The sequence below is a fragment of the Desulfobulbus oligotrophicus genome (assembly GCF_016446285.1).
GTDB classification, from domain to species: domain Bacteria; phylum Desulfobacterota; class Desulfobulbia; order Desulfobulbales; family Desulfobulbaceae; genus Desulfobulbus; species Desulfobulbus oligotrophicus.
Genome location: NZ_CP054140.1, coordinates 2,026,374 through 2,051,958 on the forward strand (window position 1 = coordinate 2,026,374; position 25,585 = coordinate 2,051,958).

26 protein-coding genes are annotated in these 25,585 nt (G+C 53.1%); 8 read left to right on the top strand and 18 right to left on the bottom strand.

Features of this window, described 5'->3' with window-relative positions:
* Positions 1–2 precede the first annotated feature (2 nt).
* The 16 genes from fliN to HP555_RS09230 all read right to left on the bottom strand — a co-directional run bounded on the left by fliN (position 3) and on the right by HP555_RS09230 (position 15,473).
* Entirely contained in the window at positions 3–383 is a 381-nt protein-coding gene (gene fliN, locus HP555_RS09155) for a flagellar motor switch protein FliN (protein WP_199261759.1), read from the bottom strand.
* A gap of 10 nt (positions 384–393) precedes the next feature.
* Complete coding sequence (locus tag HP555_RS09160) at positions 394–1,398, bottom strand: flagellar motor switch protein FliM (RefSeq protein ID WP_199261761.1); 1,005 nt, start codon at positions 1,396–1,398, stop codon at positions 394–396.
* Between the two features lie 5 nt (positions 1,399–1,403).
* A complete protein-coding gene (locus HP555_RS09165) occupies positions 1,404–1,916 on the bottom strand; it encodes a flagellar basal body-associated FliL family protein (protein WP_199261763.1) in 513 nt (170 codons plus the stop codon).
* A gap of 248 nt (positions 1,917–2,164) precedes the next feature.
* On the bottom strand, positions 2,165–3,427 hold the full coding sequence (locus tag HP555_RS09170; protein WP_199261765.1) for a flagellar hook protein FlgE: 1,263 nt from the start codon (positions 3,425–3,427) through the stop codon (positions 2,165–2,167).
* Positions 3,428–3,576: 149 nt separating this feature from the next.
* Positions 3,577–4,272, bottom strand: coding sequence for a flagellar hook assembly protein FlgD (locus tag HP555_RS09175; protein ID WP_199261767.1), 696 nt, complete (start codon positions 4,270–4,272; stop codon positions 3,577–3,579).
* Between the two features lie 15 nt (positions 4,273–4,287).
* Positions 4,288–5,730: a flagellar hook-length control protein FliK gene (locus HP555_RS09180; protein ID WP_199261769.1), complete on the bottom strand. Its 1,443-nt coding sequence runs from the start codon at positions 5,728–5,730 to the stop codon at positions 4,288–4,290.
* Positions 5,730–6,245, bottom strand: coding sequence for a MotE family protein (locus HP555_RS09185; RefSeq protein WP_199261771.1), 516 nt, complete (start codon positions 6,243–6,245; stop codon positions 5,730–5,732). The genes HP555_RS09180 and HP555_RS09185 overlap by 1 nt, the downstream gene beginning before the upstream one ends.
* Before the next feature lie 57 nt (positions 6,246–6,302).
* Entirely contained in the window at positions 6,303–6,743 is a 441-nt protein-coding gene (gene fliJ, locus HP555_RS09190) for a flagellar export protein FliJ (protein ID WP_199261773.1), read from the bottom strand.
* Complete coding sequence (locus HP555_RS09195; RefSeq protein ID WP_199261775.1) at positions 6,740–8,122, bottom strand: FliI/YscN family ATPase; 1,383 nt, start codon at positions 8,120–8,122, stop codon at positions 6,740–6,742. The genes fliJ and HP555_RS09195 overlap by 4 nt, the downstream gene beginning before the upstream one ends.
* Positions 8,123–8,206: 84 nt before the next feature.
* Complete coding sequence (locus HP555_RS09200; protein ID WP_199261777.1) at positions 8,207–9,043, bottom strand: FliH/SctL family protein; 837 nt, start codon at positions 9,041–9,043, stop codon at positions 8,207–8,209.
* Positions 9,030–10,040, bottom strand: coding sequence for a flagellar motor switch protein FliG (gene fliG, locus HP555_RS09205; RefSeq protein ID WP_199261779.1), 1,011 nt, complete (start codon positions 10,038–10,040; stop codon positions 9,030–9,032). The genes HP555_RS09200 and fliG overlap by 14 nt, the downstream gene beginning before the upstream one ends.
* Before the next feature lie 74 nt (positions 10,041–10,114).
* The gene (gene fliF, locus HP555_RS09210) at positions 10,115–11,758 is read right to left on the bottom strand and encodes a flagellar basal-body MS-ring/collar protein FliF (RefSeq protein WP_199261781.1); all 1,644 of its coding nucleotides are present in this window, start codon (positions 11,756–11,758) and stop codon (positions 10,115–10,117) included.
* Positions 11,759–11,820: 62 nt separating this feature from the next.
* Positions 11,821–12,114, bottom strand: a complete 294-nt coding sequence (gene fliE, locus HP555_RS09215; RefSeq protein ID WP_199261783.1) for a flagellar hook-basal body complex protein FliE — start codon at positions 12,112–12,114, stop codon at positions 11,821–11,823.
* A 3-nt stretch (positions 12,115–12,117) separates the two neighbouring features.
* Positions 12,118–12,555 carry a flagellar basal body rod protein FlgC gene (flgC, locus tag HP555_RS09220; RefSeq protein WP_199261785.1) on the bottom strand — a complete coding sequence of 146 codons (438 nt, stop codon included), beginning with the start codon at positions 12,553–12,555 and terminating at the stop codon, positions 12,118–12,120.
* 38 nt (positions 12,556–12,593) lie between these two features.
* Positions 12,594–13,007, bottom strand: coding sequence for a flagellar basal body rod protein FlgB (gene flgB, locus HP555_RS09225; RefSeq protein ID WP_199261787.1), 414 nt, complete (start codon positions 13,005–13,007; stop codon positions 12,594–12,596).
* A 21-nt stretch (positions 13,008–13,028) separates the two neighbouring features.
* Positions 13,029–15,473, bottom strand: coding sequence for a tetratricopeptide repeat protein (locus HP555_RS09230; protein WP_199261789.1), 2,445 nt, complete (start codon positions 15,471–15,473; stop codon positions 13,029–13,031).
* 522 nt (positions 15,474–15,995) lie between these two features.
* Between HP555_RS09230 and HP555_RS09235 the strand changes: the two genes are divergently transcribed.
* Positions 15,996–17,105 carry an ANTAR domain-containing protein gene (locus HP555_RS09235; RefSeq protein WP_199261791.1) on the top strand — a complete coding sequence of 370 codons (1,110 nt, stop codon included), beginning with the start codon at positions 15,996–15,998 and terminating at the stop codon, positions 17,103–17,105.
* 8 nt (positions 17,106–17,113) lie between these two features.
* On the opposite strand, the gene HP555_RS09240 is transcribed toward HP555_RS09235, so the two are convergent.
* Complete coding sequence (locus tag HP555_RS09240; RefSeq protein ID WP_199261793.1) at positions 17,114–18,187, bottom strand: sigma-54 interaction domain-containing protein; 1,074 nt, start codon at positions 18,185–18,187, stop codon at positions 17,114–17,116.
* Between the two features lie 432 nt (positions 18,188–18,619).
* On the opposite strand from HP555_RS09240, the gene HP555_RS09245 reads away from it, so the two are divergent.
* From HP555_RS09245 to nrfD, 4 genes are all read left to right on the top strand, one after another.
* Positions 18,620–19,108, top strand: coding sequence for a thermonuclease family protein (locus HP555_RS09245; protein WP_199261795.1), 489 nt, complete (start codon positions 18,620–18,622; stop codon positions 19,106–19,108).
* A gap of 634 nt (positions 19,109–19,742) precedes the next feature.
* Positions 19,743–20,510, top strand: coding sequence for a 4Fe-4S dicluster domain-containing protein (locus HP555_RS09250; protein WP_199261796.1), 768 nt, complete (start codon positions 19,743–19,745; stop codon positions 20,508–20,510).
* 20 nt (positions 20,511–20,530) lie between these two features.
* Entirely contained in the window at positions 20,531–21,238 is a 708-nt protein-coding gene (locus HP555_RS09255) for a c(7)-type cytochrome triheme domain-containing protein (protein ID WP_199261798.1), read from the top strand.
* 286 nt (positions 21,239–21,524) lie between these two features.
* Positions 21,525–22,709: an NrfD/PsrC family molybdoenzyme membrane anchor subunit gene (gene nrfD / locus HP555_RS09260; protein WP_199261800.1), complete on the top strand. Its 1,185-nt coding sequence runs from the start codon at positions 21,525–21,527 to the stop codon at positions 22,707–22,709.
* A gap of 12 nt (positions 22,710–22,721) precedes the next feature.
* Here the strand turns inward: nrfD and HP555_RS09265 are convergent, their stop codons facing one another.
* Positions 22,722–22,871 carry a hypothetical protein gene (locus tag HP555_RS09265; protein ID WP_199261802.1) on the bottom strand — a complete coding sequence of 50 codons (150 nt, stop codon included), beginning with the start codon at positions 22,869–22,871 and terminating at the stop codon, positions 22,722–22,724.
* A gap of 80 nt (positions 22,872–22,951) precedes the next feature.
* Between HP555_RS09265 and rpsT the strand changes: the two genes are divergently transcribed.
* The 3 genes from rpsT to HP555_RS09280 all read left to right on the top strand — a co-directional run bounded on the left by rpsT (position 22,952) and on the right by HP555_RS09280 (position 25,570).
* Entirely contained in the window at positions 22,952–23,224 is a 273-nt protein-coding gene (gene rpsT, locus HP555_RS09270; protein WP_199261804.1) for a 30S ribosomal protein S20, read from the top strand.
* A 237-nt stretch (positions 23,225–23,461) separates the two neighbouring features.
* Positions 23,462–24,949: an anthranilate synthase component I gene (gene trpE, locus HP555_RS09275; RefSeq protein WP_199261806.1), complete on the top strand. Its 1,488-nt coding sequence runs from the start codon at positions 23,462–23,464 to the stop codon at positions 24,947–24,949.
* Positions 24,950–24,952: 3 nt separating this feature from the next.
* Positions 24,953–25,570: an anthranilate synthase component II gene (locus HP555_RS09280; protein ID WP_199261808.1), complete on the top strand. Its 618-nt coding sequence runs from the start codon at positions 24,953–24,955 to the stop codon at positions 25,568–25,570.
* Positions 25,571–25,585 lie beyond the last annotated feature (15 nt).

Genomic DNA, 25,585 nt, shown 5'->3' on the forward strand with positions numbered 1-25,585 from the left:
GATTATCCCAGATTTTTGATGCGATCCGATTGACTGACCACCTCGGTCAGTTTAATGCCGAACTTGTCGCCAACCTTCACTGCCTCTCCCCGGGCAATCAGTCGGGCATTGACATAGAGGTCCAGTGGTTCGCCTGCCAGTTTGTCGAGTTCAACCACATATCCTTCGCCCATCTGGAGCAGGTCCCGCAAAAGGATGCGCACTCTGCCGACCTCCACCGACACCTGGAGCGGCACATCGTAGAGAAACTCCAGCTCCCGGCTCAATCGGCTGAACTCCTGGTGTTCCGGTGTTTTCAGGTGATTTTCCTTCAGGAGTTCAGCTGTCTCTTCAGGGTTTAACGTGTTGAAATGTTGCGCTTCCATTGTATCGGGTGCTTCCATGGACGCCTCCTCAGCGTTGACTGTAGCGGTTTGTGATGTGAATGGCCTTTTTGCCGTTGCGTATGCCGGTAACGGCTCGGAAGAGCGGTTGATCTTCGATGAGAACTGTCAACGGTTGATCAGGGTCGTAGTTGAGGTCAATGAGATCACCGGGCTGTAGCTTCAGGATATCGGCAATGGACATGTCGATCTGTCCGGATCGGGCGATCACCAGACTATCGACGTTCAATGCTTCATGGGCAATTAACTCGGTCCAGGTGTTGGCAGCGGCCTGGGCAATGGTGACCAGTGACTTGAACTTCTCGCGGAGCGGTTCAAGGGTCAGATAGGGGATGATCATCCGCACCTGACCGCAGAATTCTCCGGCCAGGCTGACATTAAATTGCGTGACCAGAACCTCCACCTCTGGCTCAACAATGCTGACCAGGCGAAAGTTGTTTTCAACCTTTGTCAGCAGGGCCTCGACTTCGACGACCGGTTTCAGGGCACTGCTGAGTTCGGTACAGATGTCAGCCATGATGGTCTTGAGGATGGCGATCTCAATGGTGGTGAGATTCCGGCTTAAGGAGATCGGTTCGCTGGACTGCGAGGAGCCGAGCATGATCTCAAGCAGTGTGAAGGCCAGCAGTGTGTCAAAGTGAAAAAGACAGCCATACTTCAGTGGTGGAACACTGTAGATGCCGACAGCCCCCTGAGCCTGCAGGTCAACTAGACTCTGCTGAAAATCGGTGGTGACGATCTCCTCGCGTTCAACGGTGAAGCTGCGCATCATGGCATTGGTCAGGCTGGTTGAAAACTTGCGGGCAAAGCTGTCAAGCACGATATCAAGATTGGGGATACGCATCTCCCCGCTGATATGCGATCGTTCATAGACCTTGAACAGATCAAGCGGTTCTGAAGCCGGGTTCGTCCGGCCGGGGAGCTGGTCATCTGCTGACTGATCAACAGAAATTCGACCGGCCCTGATGGCTGCAAGGAGTTCAGCGATTTCTTCTTTTTTGAGGATCGTTTCCACGGAGTTCACTGGACCACAAAATCGGTGAGATACACATTGCTTACTTTGCCGGTTCTGAGGAAAGAGTTGATCTTACTTTTCAACTCTGCCTTGACCTGATTTTTTCCTTGAATGTCCTGCAGCTCCTCAAAGGTCTTGTTGCCGATAAGGAGAAGAACGGCATCACGGATCTGCGGCATCCGTTTGCCGACCTCCTCAACGGCACTCTCCCGGTCGAGTTCCAGTGACAGCGAGGCCCTCACATAATGGGCAGTGTCGGTACCGATGATATTGACGATAAACTCATTGATCTCCACTATCGGGCCGATGCCGGCGTCTTCCGGAATCGGCTTGATCAGGGCAGCGGCCTTGCTTCCTTCTCCCTGCCGGCCGGGTTCCGTTTGTTTTTGCTGCTGAAGAAAGAAGTAGCCGCCGCCTCCGATCAGCAGAACAGCCACGGTGACACCGATCATGATGACCCATTTCTTAGAGCTTCGTTGTTGTGTTTCAACTGTCTTATCGTTTTGGTTTTCTGCCATGTTGCGGTCCTTTTAAACTGTCATCAATAAAGGGTACTTGTGAAAGAGGATAACCCGGTGGTGCTTCACGGGTTGACTGTTTGCAGACACCACTGCTTATGCAAGTTGAATGCCTGATACAGAGCCGTGCTGTGCTGTCATGAAGAAAAGAACATGGGAGAGAAAGCGCTGCAGGCTGTAAAAAAGAGAGGCCCCGTGTCATGACAATGACATGGGGCCTGGTGTCGGAAAAATGACTTTACGGCGGATCAGCGTTTCAGATTGATCAGCTCACTGAGCATCTCATCAACAGTGGTGATGATCTTCGAGTTTGCCTGAAAACCGCGCTGGGTGGTGATCATCTGGACAAACTCCTGGCCCATGTCAACATTGGACAGTTCAAGGGAGTTGGTGAATACTTTACCCAGTTCCGGACCCGGCAGGCCAACCCGGATGGAGCCGACCTCGGAGGTGGCTGTATAGCGGTTGGCTCCGGCGAGTTTCAGGCCGCCCGGGTTTTGAAATTTGGCAAGCACCAGTTGCGAGATGTTGATCTGCCGGCCATTGGAGTACGAAGCCACCACTGTTCCCTGGTTGTTGATAAAGACGTTGGTCAGTTCACCGGCCGCGTACCCGTTCTGTTCCTGACCGATGATCGCTGAACTGCTGTCAAACTGTGTGCAGTCAAAGGTAAAGTCAATAACTGAAGCAGCTGCACCGTTTCCCCAGGCAGGCAGGTTGATCTGCACGGTGAGGGGGTCAGGGAAATCGATGTACAGACCGTTTGCATCGAACTGCAGCTGTTGCGAAATAGCCTGAGGAGCGGCGGTGTTGTTGTCAACGGTGTATGCCATGTTCCAGAGGTTGGTGCTGTCATCTTCCAGCTGCCAGTACATGGTTATAAGGTGCGATTGTCCCAGGGAGTCGAATATCTGGGTGGAGCCGGAGTAATTGTAGGTTGTCCGATCGGTCGGATCAATGGGTATTCCTGTTCCGATAACCCGGGAGTTTTCGTCCAGGTTGGTGGTCAGGGTCAGCGTGGAGGTAGGGTTGGCCGGGGTCAGACCGAGGTTGACCACCCGAATGTCGGTGGGATCTTGTGGCAGAAGCTCGCTGTTGTTAACAGGATCAAATGTCATCCCCTGCACGCGTAAACCTTCGGGATTGATAAGGTAGCCATCCTGGTTAAAGCGGAAAGAACCGGCGCGGGAGTAGTAGGTTGTGTCGTTGCCTGTTTCTTTGAGCAGGAAAAATCCAGTACCCTCAATGGCGACATCCGTATTTGAAGAGGTGGTTTCAAAGGTCCCCTGGCTGTAAATAGAGTCAACAATGGAGAGGCCGACTCCACGGCCCACCTGGGATGCGCCTCCGGAGCCGTAAATATTGCCTGATAAGAGGTCGGAAAAGATACTGCGGGATCCCTTGAATCCCAGGGTGTTGGTGTTGGCGAGGTTGTTGCCGATAACGCTCATGGCTTGCGAGTTGGTGTTAAGTCCGCTGATGCCGCTGAACATAGCACTTTGAATACCCATGACAAACTCCTAGGTGATTGATGTGAGAGGACTGGTAATGTGAGCAAATAGCGTATCAAGGGGGAGGGCGACACGGTGTTCTCTGCAGATATGCCCTGTACCCTGTTATTGTCTGATCGGCTGCAACGCTGCTTTTTTTTAGTTGTTTTTCAGCCTGCGCTGCTCTCTGCCGCCGGTTGGCTCTTGTTATAGGCCCCGTGGATGGATGAAACCGTATATTCGCCAAGGGCAGTGACGATTTTTGCCTCTCTGCCGCTTAAGTCAATACCGGTTACCTCTGAACGTACCAGGGGGGAGACCGCGGCACTGTAGCCGTCGGCACCGGTAGCGTTGATGACGATGGAATAGGTACCGCTGGGCAGGGTACTGCCGCTGCTGTCTTTACCGTCCCAGGTCAGGAAGTGGTTGCCTGCGGCCAGGTCGTCGGCTTGCAGGACCGCCACGGTCTGCCCGAATGCGTTCTGGATCGACACCGAGGCATCGCTGATGGCTCCATCGATCTTGTAGCCGATCTGGAGCGGATTGCCCTGAAAGGAGAACTCGCTTTCCTCAACCACAACCTCCTGGCCGATCAGACTGAGCGAGGAGAGCCGTTCGGAATTGTTCTGTGCCACAGCCAGCAGTTTCATGGAATCGTTGAGATTAAACAACTGCTCCAGCTGGCTGTACTGCGCCAGCTGTGCGGTGAACTCAGTGGGGTCTGAAGGGTTGAGCGGATCCTGGTGTTGCATTTGGGCAACCAGCAGGGTCAGAAACTGTTCCTGTCCCAGGGCGGATGTTTTGGTGGTGGTTGTCTTTGTTGTTGCCGCGGTGTCGGTGTTGATTACGCCGGAAACAGATGTCATGATGTTCTCCGTACCTCAGATGAGGACATTTAAAATATTGCTGGCTGCGGACACAGCCATCTCTTCATCACTGATCGAGGAAGAAAACGGTTGTTGGGCGATTGAGAGACCCGGAAAAGCTGCTGCCTGCTGCCGAGCGTCACGGCCCTGAAATCGTTCGTCACCGGTTTGCTCCTGCGTTGCCACGGTCACTTCAACCTGCTGCAGATGCAGTCCCTGTTCTTCCAGAGCATCGCGCAGGCGGGGCAGGTGACGGTCAATCATCTCCCGGGTCTGCGGGTTCTGGGTCAGAATGTGCGCCTTCACATTGTCCTGCTCCACTGTGATGGTCATCCGTACTTTTCCGAGCTCCTGCGGGTTGAGGCGCAACACCACCTCATGAGATTCCAGGCGGTTATTGATGGTGAGGTGCGCTGTTATCTGGTCCACCACCGTACTTTCCGGCACCATGAGTCCTGAGGGCAGGTGATAGAATGCTGGCTGCCCGGGCGGACTGATTGTGGCCGGCCGGCCGGTGCTCAGCGGTTGAACGAGAACCGGCTGGTGGTGGTGAACAGCCTGCTGCAGATCGGTTTTTTGCCAGACAAACTGTTCGTCAGGTCCTTTGTTCGATTGTGTGGACAGATTATCGGGTTCGGGATTCTTCTGCGACTGCTGGGCATGTATGTCCTGTTGCTCGCTGAACTGTCCCGCTATTTTGCTTAAGGCCTCTTTAGGAAGGCGCGATTGGATATAGCGTGTGTCGGCATCCAGGCGCGGGGTGGCGGTTAAGGAGCCGGGAACGGCAGTCCCGTTGTTTTCATGCTCTTCATCACCACCAAGGGCCTGTACAGCGATGCTGTGCTGCCCGCTTGCATCGTGGAGCTCTGGATGGCTGTCAATCAGGGTCTCACCCATGCCGGTGGCTGCCCCGCCTTGCTGTAAACCGGAGGTAAAGGCCTGTGACAGGGGATGGCGGCCATGTAGTGGTCGACCTGTCATCTCCCCAGTGGATGATTCTGTCTGTAATTCGGTCGGCTCGGCCATCTGAGAGACTGCTCTGCTGCCGGACGGCTCTTCGCCTCGATTGAGCTGCTCCAGCATGCGTGTGATCGCTGTCTTTTCAGAACGGGTATCTGTGCTGCTGTCTGCCTTGTGGCTGCTCAGGTGTTCCGGAGGTATCGGCTGCACGTGCTCCTCAGCCGGAGAATACGGATCAGCGGCCGGTGCTTCTCTCTGCCTGCCCGCCGAAGAGCGGCTGTTTTTTTGTGTGGAGCTCTGCTGATTACGGGGCACATCCTTCTTCCCCTTGCGCGTAGAGGCAGGGGTTGATTGTTTGTCAGAGTGTTTTTGCTGTGCTGCGGATTCCAGGTGGTCGGCAAACAGACTTTTCTGTTTATGACCTGCAGGTGCCGCTCCTGAGAAGGCGTCAAAGGATGGCCGATCAGAGGGGATGAAGGCAAGGGCGGACAGGGACATTACGGTGCATCCAGAGTACTGAAGCCGGTGGTCAGCCTGGCGGCTTTTTCACGTTCCATACTGCCGAGAATCTTTGCTGCTGACTTGGTTTTCATTTTTGCTAAAATGGCGATTGCCAGCTCCTGATCGATTGATCCCATGACTGCGGCGGCTTTCTCCGCCGTCATTTTTTCGTAAACCCTGGCCAGCTCGGTCACCCTCTTGTTCTCCTCTTCGCTTTTCTGCTCCAGAAGTTTGGCGATCTGGTCGCGAAGCCGGGTGAGCTGGTCGATCTTCTTATCGACCTCAACCTCCATTCTCTTTAATTCCTTTTTCCTGTCCTCTACATTTTCCTTTTCCTGGGAGGTGAAAGATACGGAATCACGGATATTTCCCATGATCCGCCGCTCTTCCACCGATTCGTACTGCTGCTGTCGGTCTTTCGGGCCCGGTGCAGCGGATGAGCGTTCCTCTGCCCATACCTGGGCGGCAACAATTCCCAAAAGGAGACAGCAGATAAGACAGTATCGTTTCATGGCAGGCTCCACACCCTGTTGCAGCTTATAAAAAGCATGTTGATGCGCATGGTTGGATCAGCGCTTTCTGCGTTCATGGGAGAGTACGGCGATCTCATCAAGCATGGCCAACTCCTTTTTTTCTAAAAATCCGGCATAGGCGGCATTCTGCTGTTCCTGGAGTTTTTCCATGATCTTCCGGTCCTGACCGGCCCTGATGAGCTGTTGCTGTTTAACGGTCACCTGGGCCTGTTGCTGTCTGAGCTCATCGTGGAGTGTTGCCAGCTTCTCCTTGAGCAGATCGATCTGATATTCGAACCGCAGCAGACGATCAACAGAAGTGCCGGTCTCTTTGTCACGTTGTATTTCCAGAAAAAGATGCTGGAGATCTTCTTCGACCTGCATGATCGACTGGTGCAGTTTTTTTTCAAGCACACAGGCCTGGTGAAAATCCTGACGGGCAGCATCTTCCACCTGTCGGCGGTAGTTGAGGACCGCATGGAGACGAAAGGGTTTCATGGTGTGTTCTCAACATTATCGGTCTTTCTGCGGCCATAGCCTGATCGGCCGCTTCTCCTGCGATCGCCCGGTTGACGGTCGCTGACCAGTTCGCCCAGAGCGGCAATGGTCTCTTCAAGGTTGGAAGATTCATCAAACCCCTGGGTAAGGAACGTATTGATGGCATCGATCCGGGAAATTGCATAATCGATCTTCTTGTTGCTGCCCGCGGCATAGGCGCCGATGTTGATCAGGTCTTCCGACTCACGGTAGACAGCCAGAACACTGCGGGCTTTGCCTGCAAGTTCACGGTGCCGGGGCGTGGTGATATCACGCATGACCCTGCTGGTCGACATCATCACATCAATGGCCGGATAATGGTTTTTGGCGGCAATACCGCGTGACAGCACAATATGACCATCCAGGATGGAGCGCACCGAGTCTGCCACCGGTTCGGTCAGATCGTCGCCATCCACAAGAACTGTATACAGGCCGGTGATCGACCCCTGGTTCTGGAAGTTGCCGGCACGTTCCAGCAGCTTGGGCAGGGTTGCGAACACACTGGGTGTATATCCTTTGGTGGTGGGCGGTTCACCGATGGAGAGCCCGATCTCACGCATGGCCATGGCAAAACGGGTGACCGAATCCATCATGAGCAGCACGTTTTTACCCTGGCGGCAGAAGTATTCGGCAATGGCTGTGGCAACAAAGGCACCGCGCATCCGAAGCAGGGGGGACTGATCCGAGGTAACGGCAATGATGACCGAGTGAGCCAACCCTTCCGGCCCCAGATCCCGTTCGATAAATTCCCGGACCTCGCGGCCGCGTTCGCCGATCAGAGCGATGACGTTGACATCGGCCTTGGCATACTTGGCCATCATGCCGAGCAACACACTTTTACCGACGCCCGATCCGGCCATGATGCCCATACGTTGGCCGATGCCACAGGTGAGCAACCCATTGATCGCCCGGATACCGAGGTCAAGCGGCTGGGTGATGGCATCTCGCTGCATGGGGCCGGGCGGCAGTGAGTACAGCGCCTTTTCATGGGGAAGATACAGTGGCGGTCCCTGGTCCAGTGATTCGCCCATGCCATCGAGAACTCGACCGAGCAGACCGTCGCCCACCCGGATGGAGGCCTGTTCTTTTTTTATCCGGATGAGGCTGCCCGGGCCCAGACCGCGTACTTCTCCAAGGGGCATGAGCAGTGCCCGATTGTCACTGTAGCCGACAATCTCTGCGGGCACGGCTTCTCCTCCCTGCAGGGGCGTGATTTCACAGAGGGATCCGATCGATGAACGCGGGCAGGAGCCCTCGACAACCAGACCGACAATCCGGTGCACCTTGCCGTACACTCGAATCGGTGAAAAAGAATGAAGAGGAGAGGTGTCAATGGGCATAGTTAAAGTTAAAGATGAGGGAATCGTATTTGTTCAACAGATGGTTGCTGTACACATCATGACAATGACCAACTGTTCTGCCGTCTAATTGGCAGACGGTGAGGAGTTTTCAACCTGGTCCGGCTGTGAGCTGCGCGTTGGAGTTTCCTGATCAGGCTCCAGGGGCGGGACCAGGGCCTGTTCCACCACAAACTCCTTCAGGCCGGCCAGCTGTGTTTCCACCGTTGCATCCACTGTGCAGACCTGCGATTCCAGCAGACAGCCGCCACGGGTTATCGTCTCGTCTGTTTTAAAGACAACGCGTTCAATACCGCGAACAGCCGCCACCATTTCCGGTGCCTTCTGTTCGGCAATCGCAAGGTCTGCCGGATGCAGGGTCACATGATACTCTTCACAGGCAATGGCCTCCTCCAGGGCGGACTGCAGAGCAGCCGCGATGGTATTGCGCGGGGTCTGCAGCTCCTGGCGCACAATCTTTTCGCAGAGCAGCATGATCAGGTTGATGTACTGTGTCTGGTGCTGTTGCAGAAGCACGGTGCGTTGCCGGCTTAACTGGTGACAACCGTCAGTGAATGCAGCGACGGCCTGTCGCATCTCTTCCTGGTATTGGGCGGCAAGGTCAGCCATTCCCTGTTCATAGGCCTGCCGGCGGACGGCTTCCACATCAACAGCAGGAGCAGGGGGAGGGTCCGGCACCTCTGATTTCAGCGGCTTGTCTTCAGCGCTCACCTCGGCCTGCGGCTGCGGCGGTTCTTCCCTCTGTGTCTGCAACGGCACCGCTTCCTCCGCATCTGTCTGCACGGGGGCGAGCTGCTCATCGACAACAGCTGCAGGCTCGTCCGGAACTGTTGCCATGCTCCGGCGGATGAGTGTGGTCCGGGTAAAGAGCTGATCTTCTTTAAAGACCTTAGACAAACTCATCACCACCATCCTTGCCGAGCGTCAGCTTGCCTTCCTCTTCAAGTTTCATCGCAACCTTGACAATGGTCTGTTGCATGACTTCAACCTCGGAAAGCCGTACCGGACCCATGGCCTCCAGGTCATCTTTGATCATTTCAGCGGCACGGGACGACATGTTGCTGAAGATCTTGTGCTTGATCTCATCGGAAGCGGTCTTCAGGGCCATGGCCAGTGCATCGTTGTTGATCTCACGAAGAATCATCTGGATGGAGCGGTCGTCAAGCGCGCACAGATCCTCAAAGGTGAACATCAGTTTGCGGATATCTTCAACCATCTCCGGATCAACCTCTTCCAGGTTTTCCAGAATTTCAGCGTCAAGGTTGTCGGTCATTGCGTCGAGGATCTCCACCACCTTCTTCAGGCCGCCGACCTGGCGTTGTTCATGACTGCTGACAACAATACCGATCTCCTTGCTCAGGGCCTCTTCTATGCGATCGATGACTGCCGGAGAGACCGTATCCAGGGTGGCTATTCGATGGATGACATCAGCTCGTATCTCTTCCGGAAGTTTGGCGATAATAGCGCCGGCGTGTTCTGTGGCCTGGGTTGATAAAACGAGTGCCAGTGTCTGCGGATGTTCACGTTCCAGAAGACTTGCAACCATGGAAGGTTGCATCTTGGCAATGGTCTCCAGGGGCCGGGACTCGGTACCGGCCACAAACTGGCGCATCAGACTGTTCTCTCTGCTCTTGCTGCCGGCACCGGCAATGAGTTTTTTGGCAAACTCCTGACCTTTGACCACGAGTCCCACCTGTCCTTCTGCCGCCATCTCGAAATCCGCCAGCACCTGGGTCTTTATATCTTCAGGTATATGTTCGATATCGGCCATACATCTGGTCACCTTGAAGATCTCTTCATCGGTGAGCTCCCGCAACAGTTTGGTGGCCGCCTCTTCCCCCAGGCAGATGAGAAGAATGGCAGCCTTTTTTAATCCGGTTAATTTTTCCAATGCAGCCATAATGGTCAAGGTTTGAGTTGAGAAAAAAAGTCTGCTGCAGCCGCCTGATCATGCCGGTCTGAAGCTGCAGAAGGTTACCCCTGCTCACGGATCCAGCTCTTGAGTACATGGGCACTGAACACCGGATCGTTGTCCACCCCTTTCCTGATCTTTTCCAGGATGTCCAGAGGTGGTGATTCCATGGCCGTCCTGTAGGCTGAGCCGCCGATCAGGGTGTCAACAGCAGGATGACCGCTCTCCGCATCAGTGAGCGGCTCACGTGTCTGTTCAGCCTCCATCTGCTCCACGGTTTTGAAGTGCTGGGTCACATCCTTGCGCAACACACTCATCAGGGGTCGGATCAGCAGCAAATAGAGAAGAAGACCGCCGATCAGGACAAGACCGTAGCGAATAAACGGCAGGTAGTGATAGAGCCGGTTATCCAGACCATCGGTATCGCTCTGTTCTGCAGAGGCAAGAAAGGGCATGGAGGTCACTTCAATCTTATCACCACGGGAACTGTCCAGGCCCAGAGCCGATGCCACCATGGTTTCAACAGCCTTTATTTCACTGGTCGATCGGGGTTCTGTTGCAGACGGTTCTTTGTCTTTTGCCGGTATAACCTTATCAGCGATCAGGACAGAAACCGAGAGTCTGCTGATCGTGCCAATGGGATTGGTTGTTTTGGAGACAACTTTACTGATCTCATAGTTGGTGATGCGCTGGGAACGGCTTGTCGGCGGAGTGGTACCGGATATTTGCGTACCAGGACCTTCCAGGTTGGATTGAACTCCAGGGATACCGCCGGTGATTTCAGAGCCAGATTTTTCCTCGCTCACCTGTTCACTCCGTACCACCGGTTCTTCAGGATCAAAGGTCTCTTCGGTCTTTTCAGTTTTGGCAAAATCCAGTGTTGCACTGACTCGTACCATGGCATTCTGCGGGCCAAGCGACTTGTCGAGCAGGGCCTGCGCCCGATCTTCAAGCCGCTGTTCAATCTGCATCTGAAACTCGAGCATGTCGGGTGACAGGGCATTGCCCATACCCTTGTCACCGATGCGGGAAAGCACAGTCCCATTCTGGTCTATAACAGTGACATGCGAGGGCTCCAGCTCTTCTATGGAGCTGGAAACCAGATGCACAATGCCCTCGATCTGCGGTTCACTCAATCGTTTGCCTGGAGCCAGTTTGATGATGACCGAGGCAGTGGCCGGTTTTTGCTGATCCCGGAACAACCGTTTTTCCGGTAAAGCCAGATGCACGCGAGCTGATTCCACCGGGCCTAAAGAGGTGATGGTTCGCGTCAGTTCTCCCTGCAGCGCCCTGGAATAGTTGACCTTCTGAACAAAATCAGTGAGCGCAAACGACTGCTTATCAAAAATTTCAAATCCCACCCCGCCCCCCTGGGGTAAACCAAGGGTTGCCAGGCTCAGTCGGGTTTCATGAATATTTTTGGCGGGAATGAGGATGTTGTGCCCATTGTTGGCAAGCTGATAGGGCATGTTCTGGCCCTTCATCCACTCAACAACGGCAGAGGCATCTGCGTCGGCCAGGTTGCCGTACAGGAGCTGATAGTCTGCGGTTCGGGCCTGCACGATAATCCAGGTGAAAAGCCCGAGCGTGATGACGGTAACCGCACCCAGGGCGATTTTTCGTGACAGAGGCCAGCCGGCTATAACGGTTATCAGGTTTTGCCAGCCGGCTTTTACTTTTGAAGCGGCATCATTCTGTTCGGCCATGAGAGGTCTCTATGTGATTTTGCATGTCTGCTGGACAAAGATGAACGAAAAAACAGTTCGGGTTAAACCTGCATGCGCATGATCTCTTGATAGGCATCAATGGCCTTGTTGCGAACCTGGACCATATAACGCAGAGAGATGTCAGCCTTTTCCATGGCGATCATCGCGTCATGCAGATTTTTTTCATCACCGGTGTGTACCTGCTGGACGGCCTGATCCGCAGCCTGCTGCAAGGCGTCTGTCTGGCCGACCATGGCTGTCAGCATGTCACTGAAGCTGGTTTCCGCCTGGCGAAGCTGAGACTGTGGTGACTGAGACGGTTGTTGGATGGTGGTCAGGGCTGTAAGGGCCTCCATTGCTTATCTCCCGATTTCAAGTGCTTTAAGCGCCATGCGTTTAGCTGATTTGATGATGGTGGTGTTGGCCTCGTAGGAACGGGTGGCCGACATCATGTCAACGGTCTCTTTGAGCACACTGATGTTGGGCAGCTCCACATACCCGTCTTCCTGTGCATCCGGATGAGCAGGATCGTATATCCGTTGCGGCGGACTGGTATCTTCCACGATCTGAGCGACTTTTACCCCCTGGATACCGGTTTGACCGGTGACCGAGGCATGCAGGTGCTGTTTGAAAGACAGTGGTTCGGTCTGGAAGACAACGGACTTTTTCCGGTAAGGCCCTCCCTCCGGCGTTGAGGTGGTCTCAGCATTGGCCAGGTTGGCGCTGATGGTGTTGAGCCTGGTGGTCTGTGCCTTCAGACCCGAGGCCGCGATGTTAAAGGTGGTGAAAATGTCCATACAAGACTCCTTAAACGAGGTGTAAAGCTTCTGTAAATTTAGGCACCGCCGTTGGCGGCATACTTGAGCAACGCGATTTTTTTGTTGAGCATGGTGACCGCGGTCTCATACAGGATCTCATTCTCCGAGAGTTTGACCATCTCCTGATCAACACTGATGGTATTGTTGTCACCGATACCGGTGGTGTCCCGGCTGATGGTCACGGTTCCGTGAACGTGCTCAAGACTGTCCGGCGCCACCGGGATGTGGCCGGCATGGGTGGTGACACTGCGCATCCCGGTATCGGTTACTGCACCGCGCAGCGCCTCTTCAAAGGTAAATGACTGGGCTGCATAACCGGGGGTTTCCGCGTTCGCTATGTTGGAGCTGATAATTTCCTGATTTTTTGTCCTGAGATCCAGAACTTTATGCAGCAGCTGCATGGTACGGTCCAGTTGATGTATGCTTGACACAGGTATCTCCAGGTAGTGGCATCAGAGCCGGGTGGTTGGGGGTTTGTTGGGCAAAAGTTCCAGAATCTCCGCTTCTTGACGGGCCAGTTTTCTCCACAGAGGGTCTGATCCTTTGTCGGCTACTTCTTGAAACAGTTTAAGTGCCTGCATTGATTTGTCTTGTTGTGCAGCAATCTGTGCCAAGCGGAACAGTGCCTGGTCATCGGTCGGGGCATGCTCTCGAACCTGCTGAAACAACGGCTCGGCCAGAGTCGGTTCACCCGTCTGAAAGTACGATTCCGCCAGCCGGCGCAGGGAATCTGGCGGCAGCTCTGAGCGGAGAGCAGACTGGGTGAGGGTGGCAATCACATTTTGCCAGTCATTTTTTTCAAAGTACAGGCGTCCTTTTAAAAGTTCTGTTTCGAGAAACTGCGGCTGGGAGGTGTCTTTGGTCAGCGTAAGGGCCTGCTCAAGCTGGCCGGAGGCATACAGTGCCTGCATCTTGTACCTGTGGATGGCTGTCAGATCTTTACCCTTGGGGTAGCGTACCTGATAGCGATCCGCATATTCCTGCACCTGCACAAAGAAACCCGAGGCAAACAGCTCTTTGATAAGCGGCAGATAAACAGTTTCTTTTGTTGCTTCAGGGGAGACCTCGAAAAGATACTGATAGGTCTGTAAGGCCTGATCAGTCAGGCCAAGTTGAGTGTAGGCACGGGCGAGATCATACAACACGTCGGTATCAAGCCAGCCGTGTATAAAAAGTTGTCTGTTCTGTTTGGCCAGGACCAGGGCCTTGACATACTGTTCACTTTGCACCAGCTGCTGAATGAGAACAGGCAACTGCTGGATCAGCAGAGCAGCTGTTTCGGTACGTAACGCACCGGATTGAAAGCTGCGAAGCAACTGCCTGCACTGGTGCACACTCTTTTCATGCTCCTTGGACAAGGCATTGACCAGAGCCTGTTTAAAAGCACTCTCTTCACGAAGGGGGATTGACCCGGCCGTGGTTGCCAGGGTCCCGTAAGTCGCTTCAGCATCCCGTGCCTTCAGCCGGTTCGAAGTGAACTCAATGTCTGTCTGCTTGAGGGTGGCACGCATGCCGCCCTCTGTTTTCGGAAAGGCCTCCCGAATCTGCTGGAACTCCTTACTCCCCCGTTTTGCCATGGCGGGAATGTGCAGCTGCGACATGGCCAGCCTGAACAGCACCAGGTCTGACTGTGGCTTACCGGTCAGCAGGTCGCTGAGCCTCTGATAGCATGTGGCGGCCTCACTATAAACACGGGCAGAGTACAGTGCGTCTGCAAACCGGGCAAGTGACATGGGATCAGTCTGCAGGAGTGTGGATCGACTGTTTATATCCAGGTAAGCAGACAGGGCATCGTCCTTCCGGTCTCGTGCGGCCAGCAGATCCGCCCGGCGAAGATCCCGTATCTGCACCAGGACCGGATCACTGCTGATGACGGCATCGGCCAGCCGTTCATCCGCCTCGGTGAAACGGCCTGCCATGATGGCCATTTCCGCCTCCAGAAGATGCAGGGATCCGGTGAAGGGGAGCGTACCCAGTGTTTTCCGAAGGGTGCGCAGCTCATAGTAGGCATCAATGTACTCACCTTGTGAGGCCTGCTGGTAAATAAGCAGCAGATTGGCCAGGCCGGCCATGAGTGAATCAGGATACTGCACCATGATCTTTTGGAGCAGGATATACGGTTCTTGGTATGCGCCGGCCCTGGTCAGGCATTCGGCATAGGTAAGAACCAGTCGCTCCTTGATTTTCTCATCGAGGCTCTGGGTTAACCGTTCACGCAGAAGCGGGCCGAGTTGTTGCCATTGTTTGTTGAAAAACAGGCGCTGCATCTCTTCGGGCAACCACTCATCCAGAGAAGATTGAGGCAAGAGCGCCTCTGCCAGGGGAGAGGGGGGCAGATGAAAGTGCGGAGGGGTGATAATCTCCACCGGCAACTCATAGGCAGTGAAAAAAGAGCGCCAGTCTTTTGAGAACTGTGTTGCCTCCACCGGGTTGAAGACATCATCAGAGGTGTGCTTGACCACTGGGATTCCGTGTAGTTTAGATGACACCTCCGGTGTTGAGGCGGAAAGCTGGTTGCCCAGCAGAATGTCAAGGGTCAGCTGCCGGGTGTTTTTAGTACTGGTGACATTGACCAGCTGCGGTGGATAACGAAAATAGAGGGAAACAAACAACGACTTCTGCTCTGTTCTGGTCGTCAGTTTGATCATCCTGCTGTCTGTTGCCGGTGTTTTGAAGTCCGCAGCCAGGGTGGTGTCAATAAATTCGAGATCAACTCTCCGTCCGCTGGTTGCCATCTTATAGGCAGGCAGCGGGTTGACATTAAAGATTAAAAAAATCCGGGCTGGCTCATCGCGGCGATCGATACCGTTAAGAACGGCAGCTGCCGCAGCTTCATTGACAAACAGCAGTGTCGCAACAGCGAGCAGCAGATGAGTTATGAACAAAGAACGGGTCATACGGTCTGTTTACCTCTACTTTTCATGGTGTTTTCTTTTAAGCAATAAGTGTTCCATCCCGTTTGTGATGTTCACCGGTATTTTGATTATGATGGATTCAATGACCGTAAGAGCAGTCTACATGCCTGTTGTTGTTTATATGTGACGGTATTTTGGCAGATCCGCCACAGAGTGCTTCTGGGGACGAGTCAATTTGCAGACAGAGACGGGGGAGGAAAAGCCGGGAGAACGGCAGTTCAGTGGGATAGCGATGAAAGAGCAGATATACGGTAATGAACAGCAAATCTGGTAAACTTTTTGCTTTCTGTAGTGCATCAGGTCTATGCTGAAGTTGTATGCAGTCGCCGGTGTTCCGGCAGCCTGTAGACGTTGCCGGCGTCAACAGCAACCTATCGGCAAGTAGGTAACCGGTGCAAATGTACCAACCTCATCGTTGAAGCGTGCCGAAAAAAAGTGTTTTCTTGTCCGGGAAATCATGTCGCCCTGGAGAAGAGGCAGATCCCCTGACAACTTTTGAGAGAAATGAGCAGAGTGCAACCAACACATGATATGGATCAGCACCATACATTGGTCGATGATGTGCTGCATGGGGCAACAGTACAGGTCTGTGAGGAGGTCAGTGCCCTGTTAAGCGGTTCTCTTCAGGTGACTCTTGAAAAAGGACTGCTGTTAAACAAGAGACAGTGCCTCGAAAAAATGCAGGGCAAACAGGTCATGGCCCGGCTCACGGTAACAGGTGAAGAGGGGACGCAAGACGCCTATTTCTCGGTGCCGTTGAAGACTGCTGTCTATCTGGGAGGTGCACTGATCATGCTTCCCATGATGGCACTGGATGAGATGGTTGCTGCTGATACCTATGATGACGATGTGCAGGATGCCTACAGTGAGATCGTCGAGATCATTGCCGCCGGGTATACGGCTGTTTTTGCGCAGCAGTATCCAGGCAAACCGGAGCTTGTCAAAACAGCTGTGGAACCGGTGTCACCGGCGGAGATCGATCCTGAAGCAGATGATCTTGTTGCCCGGCAGACCTACTATTGCATCCATGGTCACCTCCAATACAATGAACATGATATCGGCGAGTTGCACTTTCTTCTTCCTGCCGGCGTTGTCGGACTGGCGGAGGAGCGGCTTTTTGCAGGGCAGCAGGAGTCTTTCGGAGAGGAGCAGGTGCAACATCCGGAACATGACTATGTCTCGGGTACGGTCAATGGGACAGTGCCGACCTCTACACTACAGTCAGGTGTTGATGCAAGTAGTGCGGATATCCTGCTGGTGACAGATGATGCGCAGGGTGCTGAACACATGGCCGCTGTTTTAGCGGAAATGGGGTTTTCCTGCCGTCTTCTATCGTTTAAGGATCCGATTAACAGCGTGCCCTCTGCTGAGGTGCAGCTGATTTTTTTAGTGATGCGAGAGCCGAGCGAGCAGGCCTTTGGTGCGGCCATAAAGATCAGTGCAACCGGTCTGTCGGTTCCCATGGTGGCGGCAGGACCTGTCTGGACCAGGTCGCTGGTGCTCAAAGCGGTGAAGTACGGGGCCTGTGACATACTTATCACACCGGCATCCGCCGGGGATATCCGCGAGATACTGGCGGTTAACTTGGTGAAAAAGTTATCAGAACCTGCCTGATCTTCTTTTCATTCTTCAGCCCAGTTGTCGGTGAGTTCCTTTTTTTTGATTTTTTCCAGGAGGGTGGTGCGTTTGAGGTTTAACAGACGTGCCGCTTCTTTTTTGTTGCCCTGCGTTATTTTCAGGGCATGGACAATCAACTGTGTTTCAAAGTCATTGACCAGCGCATTAAAATCAACTTCACCCTTTACCCATTCTTCTGATACAGGGGGCGATGTGGGGGAGAAAAGCTGCGACTGTTCCCATCGCGTCTCATTGGCGGTCTGTTGCTGAGATGCGCTCGGCGGCGAGGGGGCAGATGCGGTGAGGGGATCACGATACTTATCGGGCAGATCGGGATAACCGACGGTGGCACCACTGTGGAGGATCGACATGTGCTGGATGAGATTTTCCAGTTCACGGACATTGCCGCGCCAGGAATAGTTTGTCAGGGATCGAAGTGCGGACTGATCGAATCCGAGAAAAGGATTCTTTTTACTTTTGCCGAGAAGTTCAATAAAGTGTTTCACCAGCAGCGGGATGTCCTCTACTCGTGCACGCAGCGGTGGAATGGAGACTGGAACAACATTGAGGCGATAGTACAGGTCCTCGCGAAAGCGCCCTTCAGCAACCATCTGTTCAAGATCACAGTGGGTGGCTGCAATGATACGTACATCCACGGCTATCGGTTTTAATCCGCCGACAGGTTCGAACTGCCGTTCCTGGAGCACTCTCAGCAGTTTCGCTTGCAACATCGGTTTCATGTCACCGATTTCATCGAGGAACAGTGAGCCGCGATGGGCGTACTCAATACGACCGACTTTGGGGCTGACAGCACCGGTAAAGGCACCTTTCGTGTAGCCGAACAGCTCGCTTTCCAGCAGGTCATCAGGGATGGCTGCGCAGTTGACCGGAACAAAGTGATAACTGCTCCGGGGGCTGTACTGATGTATGGCCTTGGCAACCAGCTCTTTGCCTGTTCCTGATTCACCCTGGATGAGAACAGTGCTGGAGCCATCCTGGGCTAACTTGTCAATCAGCTTAAACAGCTGCTGCATGACTGGGCTTCGACCGATTATGCCGCAAAACATATCACTGGACATGGCGTATCTGGAAGGTATCTCCACAAGTGTATACGTGATCAGACGTGTGTTCTTTGCTTGTTTCTGCTGTACGGGGCATCAACAGAAAAACGGTCCCCAAGGGCTCATCGCCGGCCTTTCTCATGTCAATATTATGACAAACAAGGGGTTGCCCGCGGTTTGCGCATCGAACGTGTATCTGTGTTGACAATCAACATATTTTCAATAAAACCGTCTCTGCCTGTACGACTGAAAATCCATGACTGTTGCTCATGGGCACCAGAAGTGAATCAGACGTAACAGAAAGCCATAAAAATACGATTTTCTGATATGCTATCATAAATGAACCTCGATGTACAAGAGACTTGCCCTCAAACGTGTCATTATTTTGACGGCGCTGGGGTGACAGACGCTGTTCTTCCTCTACTTTTAGTTGACAGGCAAGCTGAGCCTATGCGGTTGTTGGTCGGATTTTTTAAAGTGCTGATCCTTTTTTGGGTGCTTTTGTGGGCAACAACCGTTGGTGCCTGGGAGGGTGTGGTGACGAAAGTTCTTGATGGCGACTCAATGTTGGTGAAACAGAAAAAGCGAACAGTCACGGTCCGGCTGTACGGCATTGATTGTCCCGAATACAACCAGCCCTATGCGTCTGCCGCCAAGAAGACGGTACAAAAGATGGTTCTCGGTCAAAAGGTGCGGATACAACCAATGGGTACTGATCAGTACAGGCGAACGGTCGGCCTGGTGACGTTCCGGGGGCAGATACTCAATGTTGAGCTTGTCCGGCGAGGGTTGGCCTGGGTGTATCCCCGTTACTGCAAAAAACAGCCCCTTTGTCGTCAGCTGCGTGACATCGAAGGCGTTGCCCGGACAAACAGAATCGGGCTCTGGCAAAGATCAGCCCCGGTTCCTCCATGGAAGTGGAGACAGCATCGCCGCTGATTGGCAGTCCGGTGCAAGAGACAGATGCCGGAGCAGATAGCGTATTTTTCGTCGACCGGTACCGGCGGGCGGCACGGATTACAACTGTGTGCCCCTCTGATACAGGAAACAGTGTATCGGTACCCGTGGTGTTATTCAGGTCACCTCAGGCAGGCCACCTGAAAGATGATCTGTCTGTGACGATGCAGAAAACCTTTTTTCAGAACAGCGGGTGATTTTCAATACTTTGTTGTTTACATCTGCTTCATTCCGACTAAATTTGAGCGGGCTATCAGTGCTTTTTGTTGAAGGCTCAGGAAGATTCAACAGTATCCCAATGTGAGCAGTCCGGCAATGAAGGGGGTGACGTCGCAAGAGGGGTGCAGCAGAAGTGTGGTAGAGGGGCCGATGTACGTCTTTTTGAAAACTCTGTTGTTCCTGCCTGTCTCCCCGGTGGTGCAGATCCTGTGAAACCGGAATAAAGGTACATTGAGTCGGAGTCTGTATACATTTGAGAACTTGCTCTTCTCATGGTTTTGCGGTATGGTCGCACGTTACGTTTTAAATGAGGAATCATTCATTTTACCGGCTGCAACCACAGGATGCTGCATTGAATACCAAAGTCTTTTCGTTACTTTTTTATTGAAGGTGTGAAATGAACATTAAGGAGCTGGAAGAATTAACCAATGAAGGGGTGGATCACCTTCCTCTGCTGGAGCGTCGTGCATTTTTACGCGCCGGACTCGCCATCACCGGATTGTTCATGGGGGGGACCATACTGTCGCTGACCTCGATTCGTCGTGCAGAAGCTGTCACCGGTCCGATTCCGAAGAATGCCGACTATCCGTACAAGCCTCATTACAGCATGGTTATGCGGCAAAATCTGTGTATTGATTGCGAACTCTGCATGGACGCCTGTGTGCGAACCAACAATGTGCCGTCGTATGGCTGGAGAACGAAAATCCTGGAGCGGACCCGTCATATCGGGCCGAAAGAACAGGAGACCATCTTCATGCCTATTTTGTGCAACCAGTGCAACGAACCACCCTGTGTCCGTGTTTGTCCAACAGTGGCCACCTATAAGGACAAAACCACAGGCATTGTGGTCATGGACAATAAGAAGTGTATCGGTTGTAAAACGTGTATGGCCGCCTGCCCGTACAATGCCCGGTACTACAATGAAGAGACGCGGGCTATTGATAAGTGTAACTTCTGCCTTGATACCCGCCTGAGCAAAGGTGAGAAAGACCCGGCCTGCGTTGAGGCGTGTCCTGCTGATGTCAGAGTTTTCGGCGACCTTAACGATCCGGAAAGTGAAGTGTATAAGTTGGTGCACCAGCCGGAGACAACGGTATGGGTGCTCCGGCCTGAAACCGGAGCTTTGCCGAACGTTTTTTATATGAATGTGGTTTTGGACGTTTAAAGGGGAAAGGAGAAAAAACCATGAAGGGAAAAACATTGTTGATGGCTGCATGGGGTGTGATCTTTGCGGCGGGAATATTATTTGCTTCAGACAAGGATGCAACCGTTCCTTCCGAGCCGGCTCAAGAGGCCGCAGCTGCCAAAGAGTACGAATCGTTTGGGGACACCAAGATTGTTATCATGGAGGCCGTTAAAGACATGTTCAGCCATAATTCCCACGTGGTAACGGCTGGTATCTCCTGTGAAAGCTGTCATCCCAGCCTGTTTGAACGTAAACGGGGGGCGGGCAAGGCCAAGGGCGATTACAATCACACCTCGTTCGATGCCGGCAAATATTGCGGTGCCTGCCACGACGGTGATGCTGCCTTCAGCACCACCGGTCAGCAATCATGTAAGGTGTGTCACGGCAGTGATATGCAACAGCCGGAAATCATCGTCTTCAACCGCCCGGTTAAAGGGGTTGTGTTTGACCATAAAGGGCATGTGGACATGGGGCTGAACTGTGCAAGCTGTCATGACAAGGAATTTGAAATGCGTATTGGGGCAGCCGAGGAAACCGCACACAAGTTTCACATGCAGGCCATGTACAGAGGGCAGTACTGTGGTGTCTGCCATAACGGTAACATAGCCTTTGCCGCCAACACCCGGTGTACAACCTGTCACATCGGTATCAAAGGGGTTGAGAAGATGCTCAAAAAGAAGAACGGCGACTTTGAGAAAAAGGGCTGAGTCTTTACCTCTAGTCAGTTTCCAGGGCGGACCACGAGGTTCGCCTTTTTTGTGAAAAACTCTGTTGTAATCGACTGTTTTTTGTGTAATTTTTATTGCGGAGCGGTACAGTTTTTATCGGATTCCCCTTTTCTGCTGAAGTGACGAGGAGGACGCACAGTGTTCCTCCGGATCAGATGATTGAAAATCCCTGTCGATCGTTTGGTTAACGAGTGACAACCGGTGAGTCGCCGTGACCATACCCGTTGTTTAGACAGACTCTGTGAGATCGTAAAGGAGGCAAAAGATGGCAAGGCAATTTTCCCTGGATATCACCGCTGAACCTGAAGTGGCCAATTCGTTGGTAAAAATGATGTCGTTTTTTTTCGGCTTAATGTTGCTGGTCGGCGTCGGTGTCGGGTTAGCCGGGTTTATTATTGGTCATGAGCATATTTTCAACAACACCCGGGAGGTTCCATGGGGTCTGTTGATCTCCACCTATGCGTTTTTTGCCATCACTTCAACGGGTCTGTGTCTGTTGGCGGCGATAAGTCATATATTCGGCGGTAATAAGCTCGCACCGCTGGCCAACCGAATGGTGTGGATCTCCCTGATCACTATTCTCAGTGGCTTTCTCGTCATCGGCATGGAGATCGAAAACCCCTGGCGTATGGCTATTTACAACGTCATCTCACCAAATGTTACTTCGAATATCTGGTGGATGGGCACCCTGTACGGTATGGCTCTCGGGTTCATCCTTCTTGAGTTCTGGCTGATTTTAACCGAGCACTACACGTTGGCCCTGGTACTCGGTGTTTTCGGCGCCCTTGCCGAGGTTGCCGCTAACACGTGCCTTGGTGGAGTTTTCTCCACACTGGCTGCCCGGCCCTTCTGGTATGGGGCGCAAATGCCTGTCCTCTTTCTCGCCTGTGCCTTTCTTTCCGGAGCGGCAGCTGCTATTTTCTTTACGCATCTGGCCTATATCATCCGTCGCCGACAGATGGAGCCGGCGGTGTTTGCCGGTGTGCAGGCTGCGGGTAAGGTTTTGTTGCTGATGATTGTTTTGGTTGCTGTTGGTGTCTTCTGGCGGATGGCTTCCTTCTATGTCGGTGGTGTCAGCGATGGACGTGTTGCTGCAGATGCCTTTTTCAAGGGGCCCATGTCAATCAGTTTTTGGGGGCTTGAGGTTGGGGTCGGCCTTGCAGCTCCGGTTGTGCTGCTTGTCCTCACACGGATGAAGAGTCTGTTTGCCATGTCTGCGGCAGCGTTGATGAGTCTGGTGGGCATGTTCGTCGCCCGCTTGAACATGGTGACCGGTGGTCAGTTTGTACCGCAGTATCTTGGGTATGATGATTTACCAACCTATTTGGATTATACTCCCTCCGGATGGGAGTGGATTGTGGTTTTGGCAGGTATCGGTTTTACCGGTATTGCCTTTCTCCAGGGGGAGCGGTTTTTCGGTAAACGTTTTACCGAGCACGACGCGCATTGATCGAAACGCGACTCAGAATCCTTGCCGATCATGACTGAGTATGGTCAGGGCTGAACAGTCATTGATGAGAATACCTGGAAAAGGGACGATGATACGGACTGCGCCGGTTATGTCGATACCTGGAAATTCAGGTGTTAAAAATAGGTGCGGTAAACTTGACATTGTTTTATTTCTTCAGTATAAAAAACAGTTTTAAATGTTAGCTTTTACTATTTTTGTGTTTAAAGGAGTGAGAAGTCTTCATGGCAAATCATAAGTCAGCAGAGAAAAGAGATCGTCAGTCTAAAGTACGCCGTTTGCGTAACCGGATGAGTAAATCGACAATGAAAACCGCTATTCGTCAAGTGGAAGAGGCAATTGTCTCCGGATCTGAAGAACAGGCGAAAGCAGCTCTGCAGGCAGCCATCCCGGTTATATACAAGACAGCAACCAAAGGAACTGTGCACAAGAACACTGCTGCTCGTAAGGTTTCCCGCCTGACTAAAAGAGTGAACAAGATGCAGCCTCTTGCCTGAAGCAACAACATATTTGTTGTCTCCTTCACATTCATAGGCCATGGGTGCAGTGCATTCCCATGGCCTTTTTACTTCTGACGTACCGCCCTGGTTTTTGAAGAGATGAGCAAGGCTTTTGTCCGACTCTTTCCAGAGACGGGAAAAGACGGTAAAGGGTATGTTGCCGCAACAGGGCCGGTGGACCCCCGGATACCTGCATCTACCGTTTGTTAACTCCTGATATTCAGCAGATTCTCCATGTATTTTCCCGAACAGCGTACCTTTGTAGAGTTGATCGAAGATTTCGATCTCGTTCCGGTCTATCGTACTGTTATTGCCGACCTTGATACACCGCTAACCCTGTTTGCCAAGATTGCCGGTGGTGATCCGTATGCCTTTTTGTTTGAGTCCATGGAAGGCGGGGAGAAGTGGGGGCGTTATTCTTTTGTCGGGTTTGATCCTCTGCTTATCTTCACCACTGTTCGTGATCAGGTGCAGGTCAGTTTTCCCGGGCATGCTGAAAAAAACGAGCATCGGTCCGGGGTTGATCCTCTTGAAGAGTTACGTCGTCTGCTGGCCTCTTTTGTCGTACCCAACACTCCGGGGCCGGCCAAATTTTACGGAGGGGCGGTCGGCTTTCTTGGGTACGATATGGTCCGGTTCATGGAGCATCTGCCGGATCCGCATCGTCCCGGTGATCTGCCGGATTCCTCCTTTCAGATACCGAGGATGGTTCTCATCCACGATGCAGTGCAGCAGAAGCTGACCATTGTCTGTAATGTCTGGGCTGAAGATTCGGAAGATGCGGCTCATCTGTATGCGGATGCCTGTCAGCGGATCGATGCTGTTGTTGATCGTCTGCGGCAACCTGTTGACCACCGATGCATTTCCCAGGAGCGGGCCGTTACCCCGCACCAATTTACCGCCAATATGGATGAGGCCGGTTTTGTGTCCATGGTGGAACGAGCCAAGGAGTACATCCTTGCCGGTGATATCATCCAAGTGGTGCTCTCGCAGCGATTTCATTGCACATCCACCCTCAACCCCTTCGCTTTATACCGGGCCCTGCGCCACATCAATCCCAGCCCCTACCTGTTTTATCTCAGCCAGGGAGAAACCGTGCTGATCGGTTCATCGCCGGAGATACTGGTACGTTTGGAAGAGGGCAATATTGAACTGCGGCCGATTGCCGGTACTCGCAAACGAGGGATCACAGCAGCAGAGGATCATGCCCTGGAGCAGGAGCTGCTGGCTGATCCCAAGGAACGGGCCGAACATCTGATGCTGGTTGATCTCGGTCGTAATGATGTCGGCAGGGTGGCACAGACCGGTTCAGTGACGGTTCGTGATCTCCTGGTGGTTGAGCGATACAGTCATGTCATGCATCTGGTTTCCGGAGTACACGGTACCCTGGTGCCCGGCATGGATCAGTTTGACGTGTTATCCGCCTGTTTTCCTGCCGGGACCGTGAGTGGTGCACCCAAAGTACGGGCCATGGAGATCATTGACGAGCTGGAGGTGGACCGTCGCGGACCCTATGCAGGGGCTGTGGGATATTTTGGTTTTTCCGGCAACATGGATTTCTGTATCACCATCCGCACCTTTATCCTGCACGGACAGGATCTCTGGATTCAGGCCGGGGCAGGAATTGTTGCCGATTCCAATCCTCAGAGTGAATACGAAGAGACCATCAACAAGGCCATGGGGCTTCGGCGTGCTGTGGAACTGGCGGAGAAGGGGTTCTGAGCCATGATCGTCATCATTGATAACTACGATTCGTTCACGTACAACATTGTACAGGTCCTGGCCGCCGCTCCTTCCGAAACGTTTGCCAATGGGCAGTCTCCTGAGATCCGTGTGTTTCGTAACGATGCGGTGACTGTGACCGAAATAGAGGCACTGCGTCCGGATCGACTGCTCATCTCTCCCGGTCCGGGGACACCCGCCAGGGCAGGGATATCCATGGCCGCTATCCTTCATTTCAGTCAGCATATCCCTGTACTGGGTGTCTGTTTAGGACATCAGGCCATAGCCGAGGCCTTTGGCGGCAGAGTGATCCGGGCCTCTCGTCTCATGCACGGGAAGACCAGTCCGATCGACCATGACGGTCGCGGCGTGTTTACCGACCTGCCTGCTCATTTTGCCGGTATGCGGTATCATTCGCTGATTGTCGATGAAGCGCTTCCCGAATGTCTGCAGGCCACTGCCCGCACCGATACAGGTGAACTTATGGGGATTCGGCACAGATCACTGCCGGTTGAAGGTGTGCAGTTTCATCCGGAATCCATCATGACCGAGTCCGGGGGGCGTCTGCTCCACAATTTTCTCCGTCCGGACTACGAAGAGCTTGTACGAAAGCGATCCTGAAAATCATCCTGCAAC

Excerpts from the sequence above, each read along its gene's own strand:
- HP555_RS09230 (WP_199261789.1), bottom strand. The coding sequence starts at position 15,473 with ATGACCCGTTCTTTGTTCATAACTCATCTGCTGCTCGCTGTTGCGACA.
- HP555_RS09165 (WP_199261763.1), bottom strand. The coding sequence starts at position 1,916 with ATGGCAGAAAACCAAAACGATAAGACAGTTGAAACACAACAACGAAGC.
- HP555_RS09280 (WP_199261808.1), top strand. The coding sequence starts at position 24,953 with ATGATCGTCATCATTGATAACTACGATTCGTTCACGTACAACATTGTA.
- fliN (WP_199261759.1), bottom strand. The coding sequence starts at position 383 with ATGGAAGCACCCGATACAATGGAAGCGCAACATTTCAACACGTTAAAC.
- fliG (WP_199261779.1), bottom strand. The coding sequence starts at position 10,040 with ATGGCTGCATTGGAAAAATTAACCGGATTAAAAAAGGCTGCCATTCTT.
- HP555_RS09250 (WP_199261796.1), top strand. The coding sequence starts at position 19,743 with ATGAACATTAAGGAGCTGGAAGAATTAACCAATGAAGGGGTGGATCAC.
- HP555_RS09245 (WP_199261795.1), top strand. The coding sequence starts at position 18,620 with ATGCGGTTGTTGGTCGGATTTTTTAAAGTGCTGATCCTTTTTTGGGTG.
- HP555_RS09175 (WP_199261767.1), bottom strand. The coding sequence starts at position 4,272 with ATGACATCTGTTTCCGGCGTAATCAACACCGACACCGCGGCAACAACA.
- HP555_RS09265 (WP_199261802.1), bottom strand. The coding sequence starts at position 22,871 with ATGTCAAGTTTACCGCACCTATTTTTAACACCTGAATTTCCAGGTATC.
- HP555_RS09170 (WP_199261765.1), bottom strand. The coding sequence starts at position 3,427 with ATGGGTATTCAAAGTGCTATGTTCAGCGGCATCAGCGGACTTAACACC.
- HP555_RS09235 (WP_199261791.1), top strand. The coding sequence starts at position 15,996 with ATGAGCAGAGTGCAACCAACACATGATATGGATCAGCACCATACATTG.
- HP555_RS09240 (WP_199261793.1), bottom strand. The coding sequence starts at position 18,187 with ATGTCCAGTGATATGTTTTGCGGCATAATCGGTCGAAGCCCAGTCATG.
- HP555_RS09200 (WP_199261777.1), bottom strand. The coding sequence starts at position 9,043 with ATGAGTTTGTCTAAGGTCTTTAAAGAAGATCAGCTCTTTACCCGGACC.
- fliJ (WP_199261773.1), bottom strand. The coding sequence starts at position 6,743 with ATGAAACCCTTTCGTCTCCATGCGGTCCTCAACTACCGCCGACAGGTG.
- HP555_RS09195 (WP_199261775.1), bottom strand. The coding sequence starts at position 8,122 with ATGCCCATTGACACCTCTCCTCTTCATTCTTTTTCACCGATTCGAGTG.
- nrfD (WP_199261800.1), top strand. The coding sequence starts at position 21,525 with ATGGCAAGGCAATTTTCCCTGGATATCACCGCTGAACCTGAAGTGGCC.
- rpsT (WP_199261804.1), top strand. The coding sequence starts at position 22,952 with ATGGCAAATCATAAGTCAGCAGAGAAAAGAGATCGTCAGTCTAAAGTA.
- flgC (WP_199261785.1), bottom strand. The coding sequence starts at position 12,555 with ATGGACATTTTCACCACCTTTAACATCGCGGCCTCGGGTCTGAAGGCA.
- HP555_RS09185 (WP_199261771.1), bottom strand. The coding sequence starts at position 6,245 with ATGAAACGATACTGTCTTATCTGCTGTCTCCTTTTGGGAATTGTTGCC.
- HP555_RS09180 (WP_199261769.1), bottom strand. The coding sequence starts at position 5,730 with ATGTCCCTGTCCGCCCTTGCCTTCATCCCCTCTGATCGGCCATCCTTT.
- trpE (WP_199261806.1), top strand. The coding sequence starts at position 23,462 with ATGTATTTTCCCGAACAGCGTACCTTTGTAGAGTTGATCGAAGATTTC.
- HP555_RS09255 (WP_199261798.1), top strand. The coding sequence starts at position 20,531 with ATGAAGGGAAAAACATTGTTGATGGCTGCATGGGGTGTGATCTTTGCG.
- fliE (WP_199261783.1), bottom strand. The coding sequence starts at position 12,114 with ATGGAGGCCCTTACAGCCCTGACCACCATCCAACAACCGTCTCAGTCA.
- fliF (WP_199261781.1), bottom strand. The coding sequence starts at position 11,758 with ATGGCCGAACAGAATGATGCCGCTTCAAAAGTAAAAGCCGGCTGGCAA.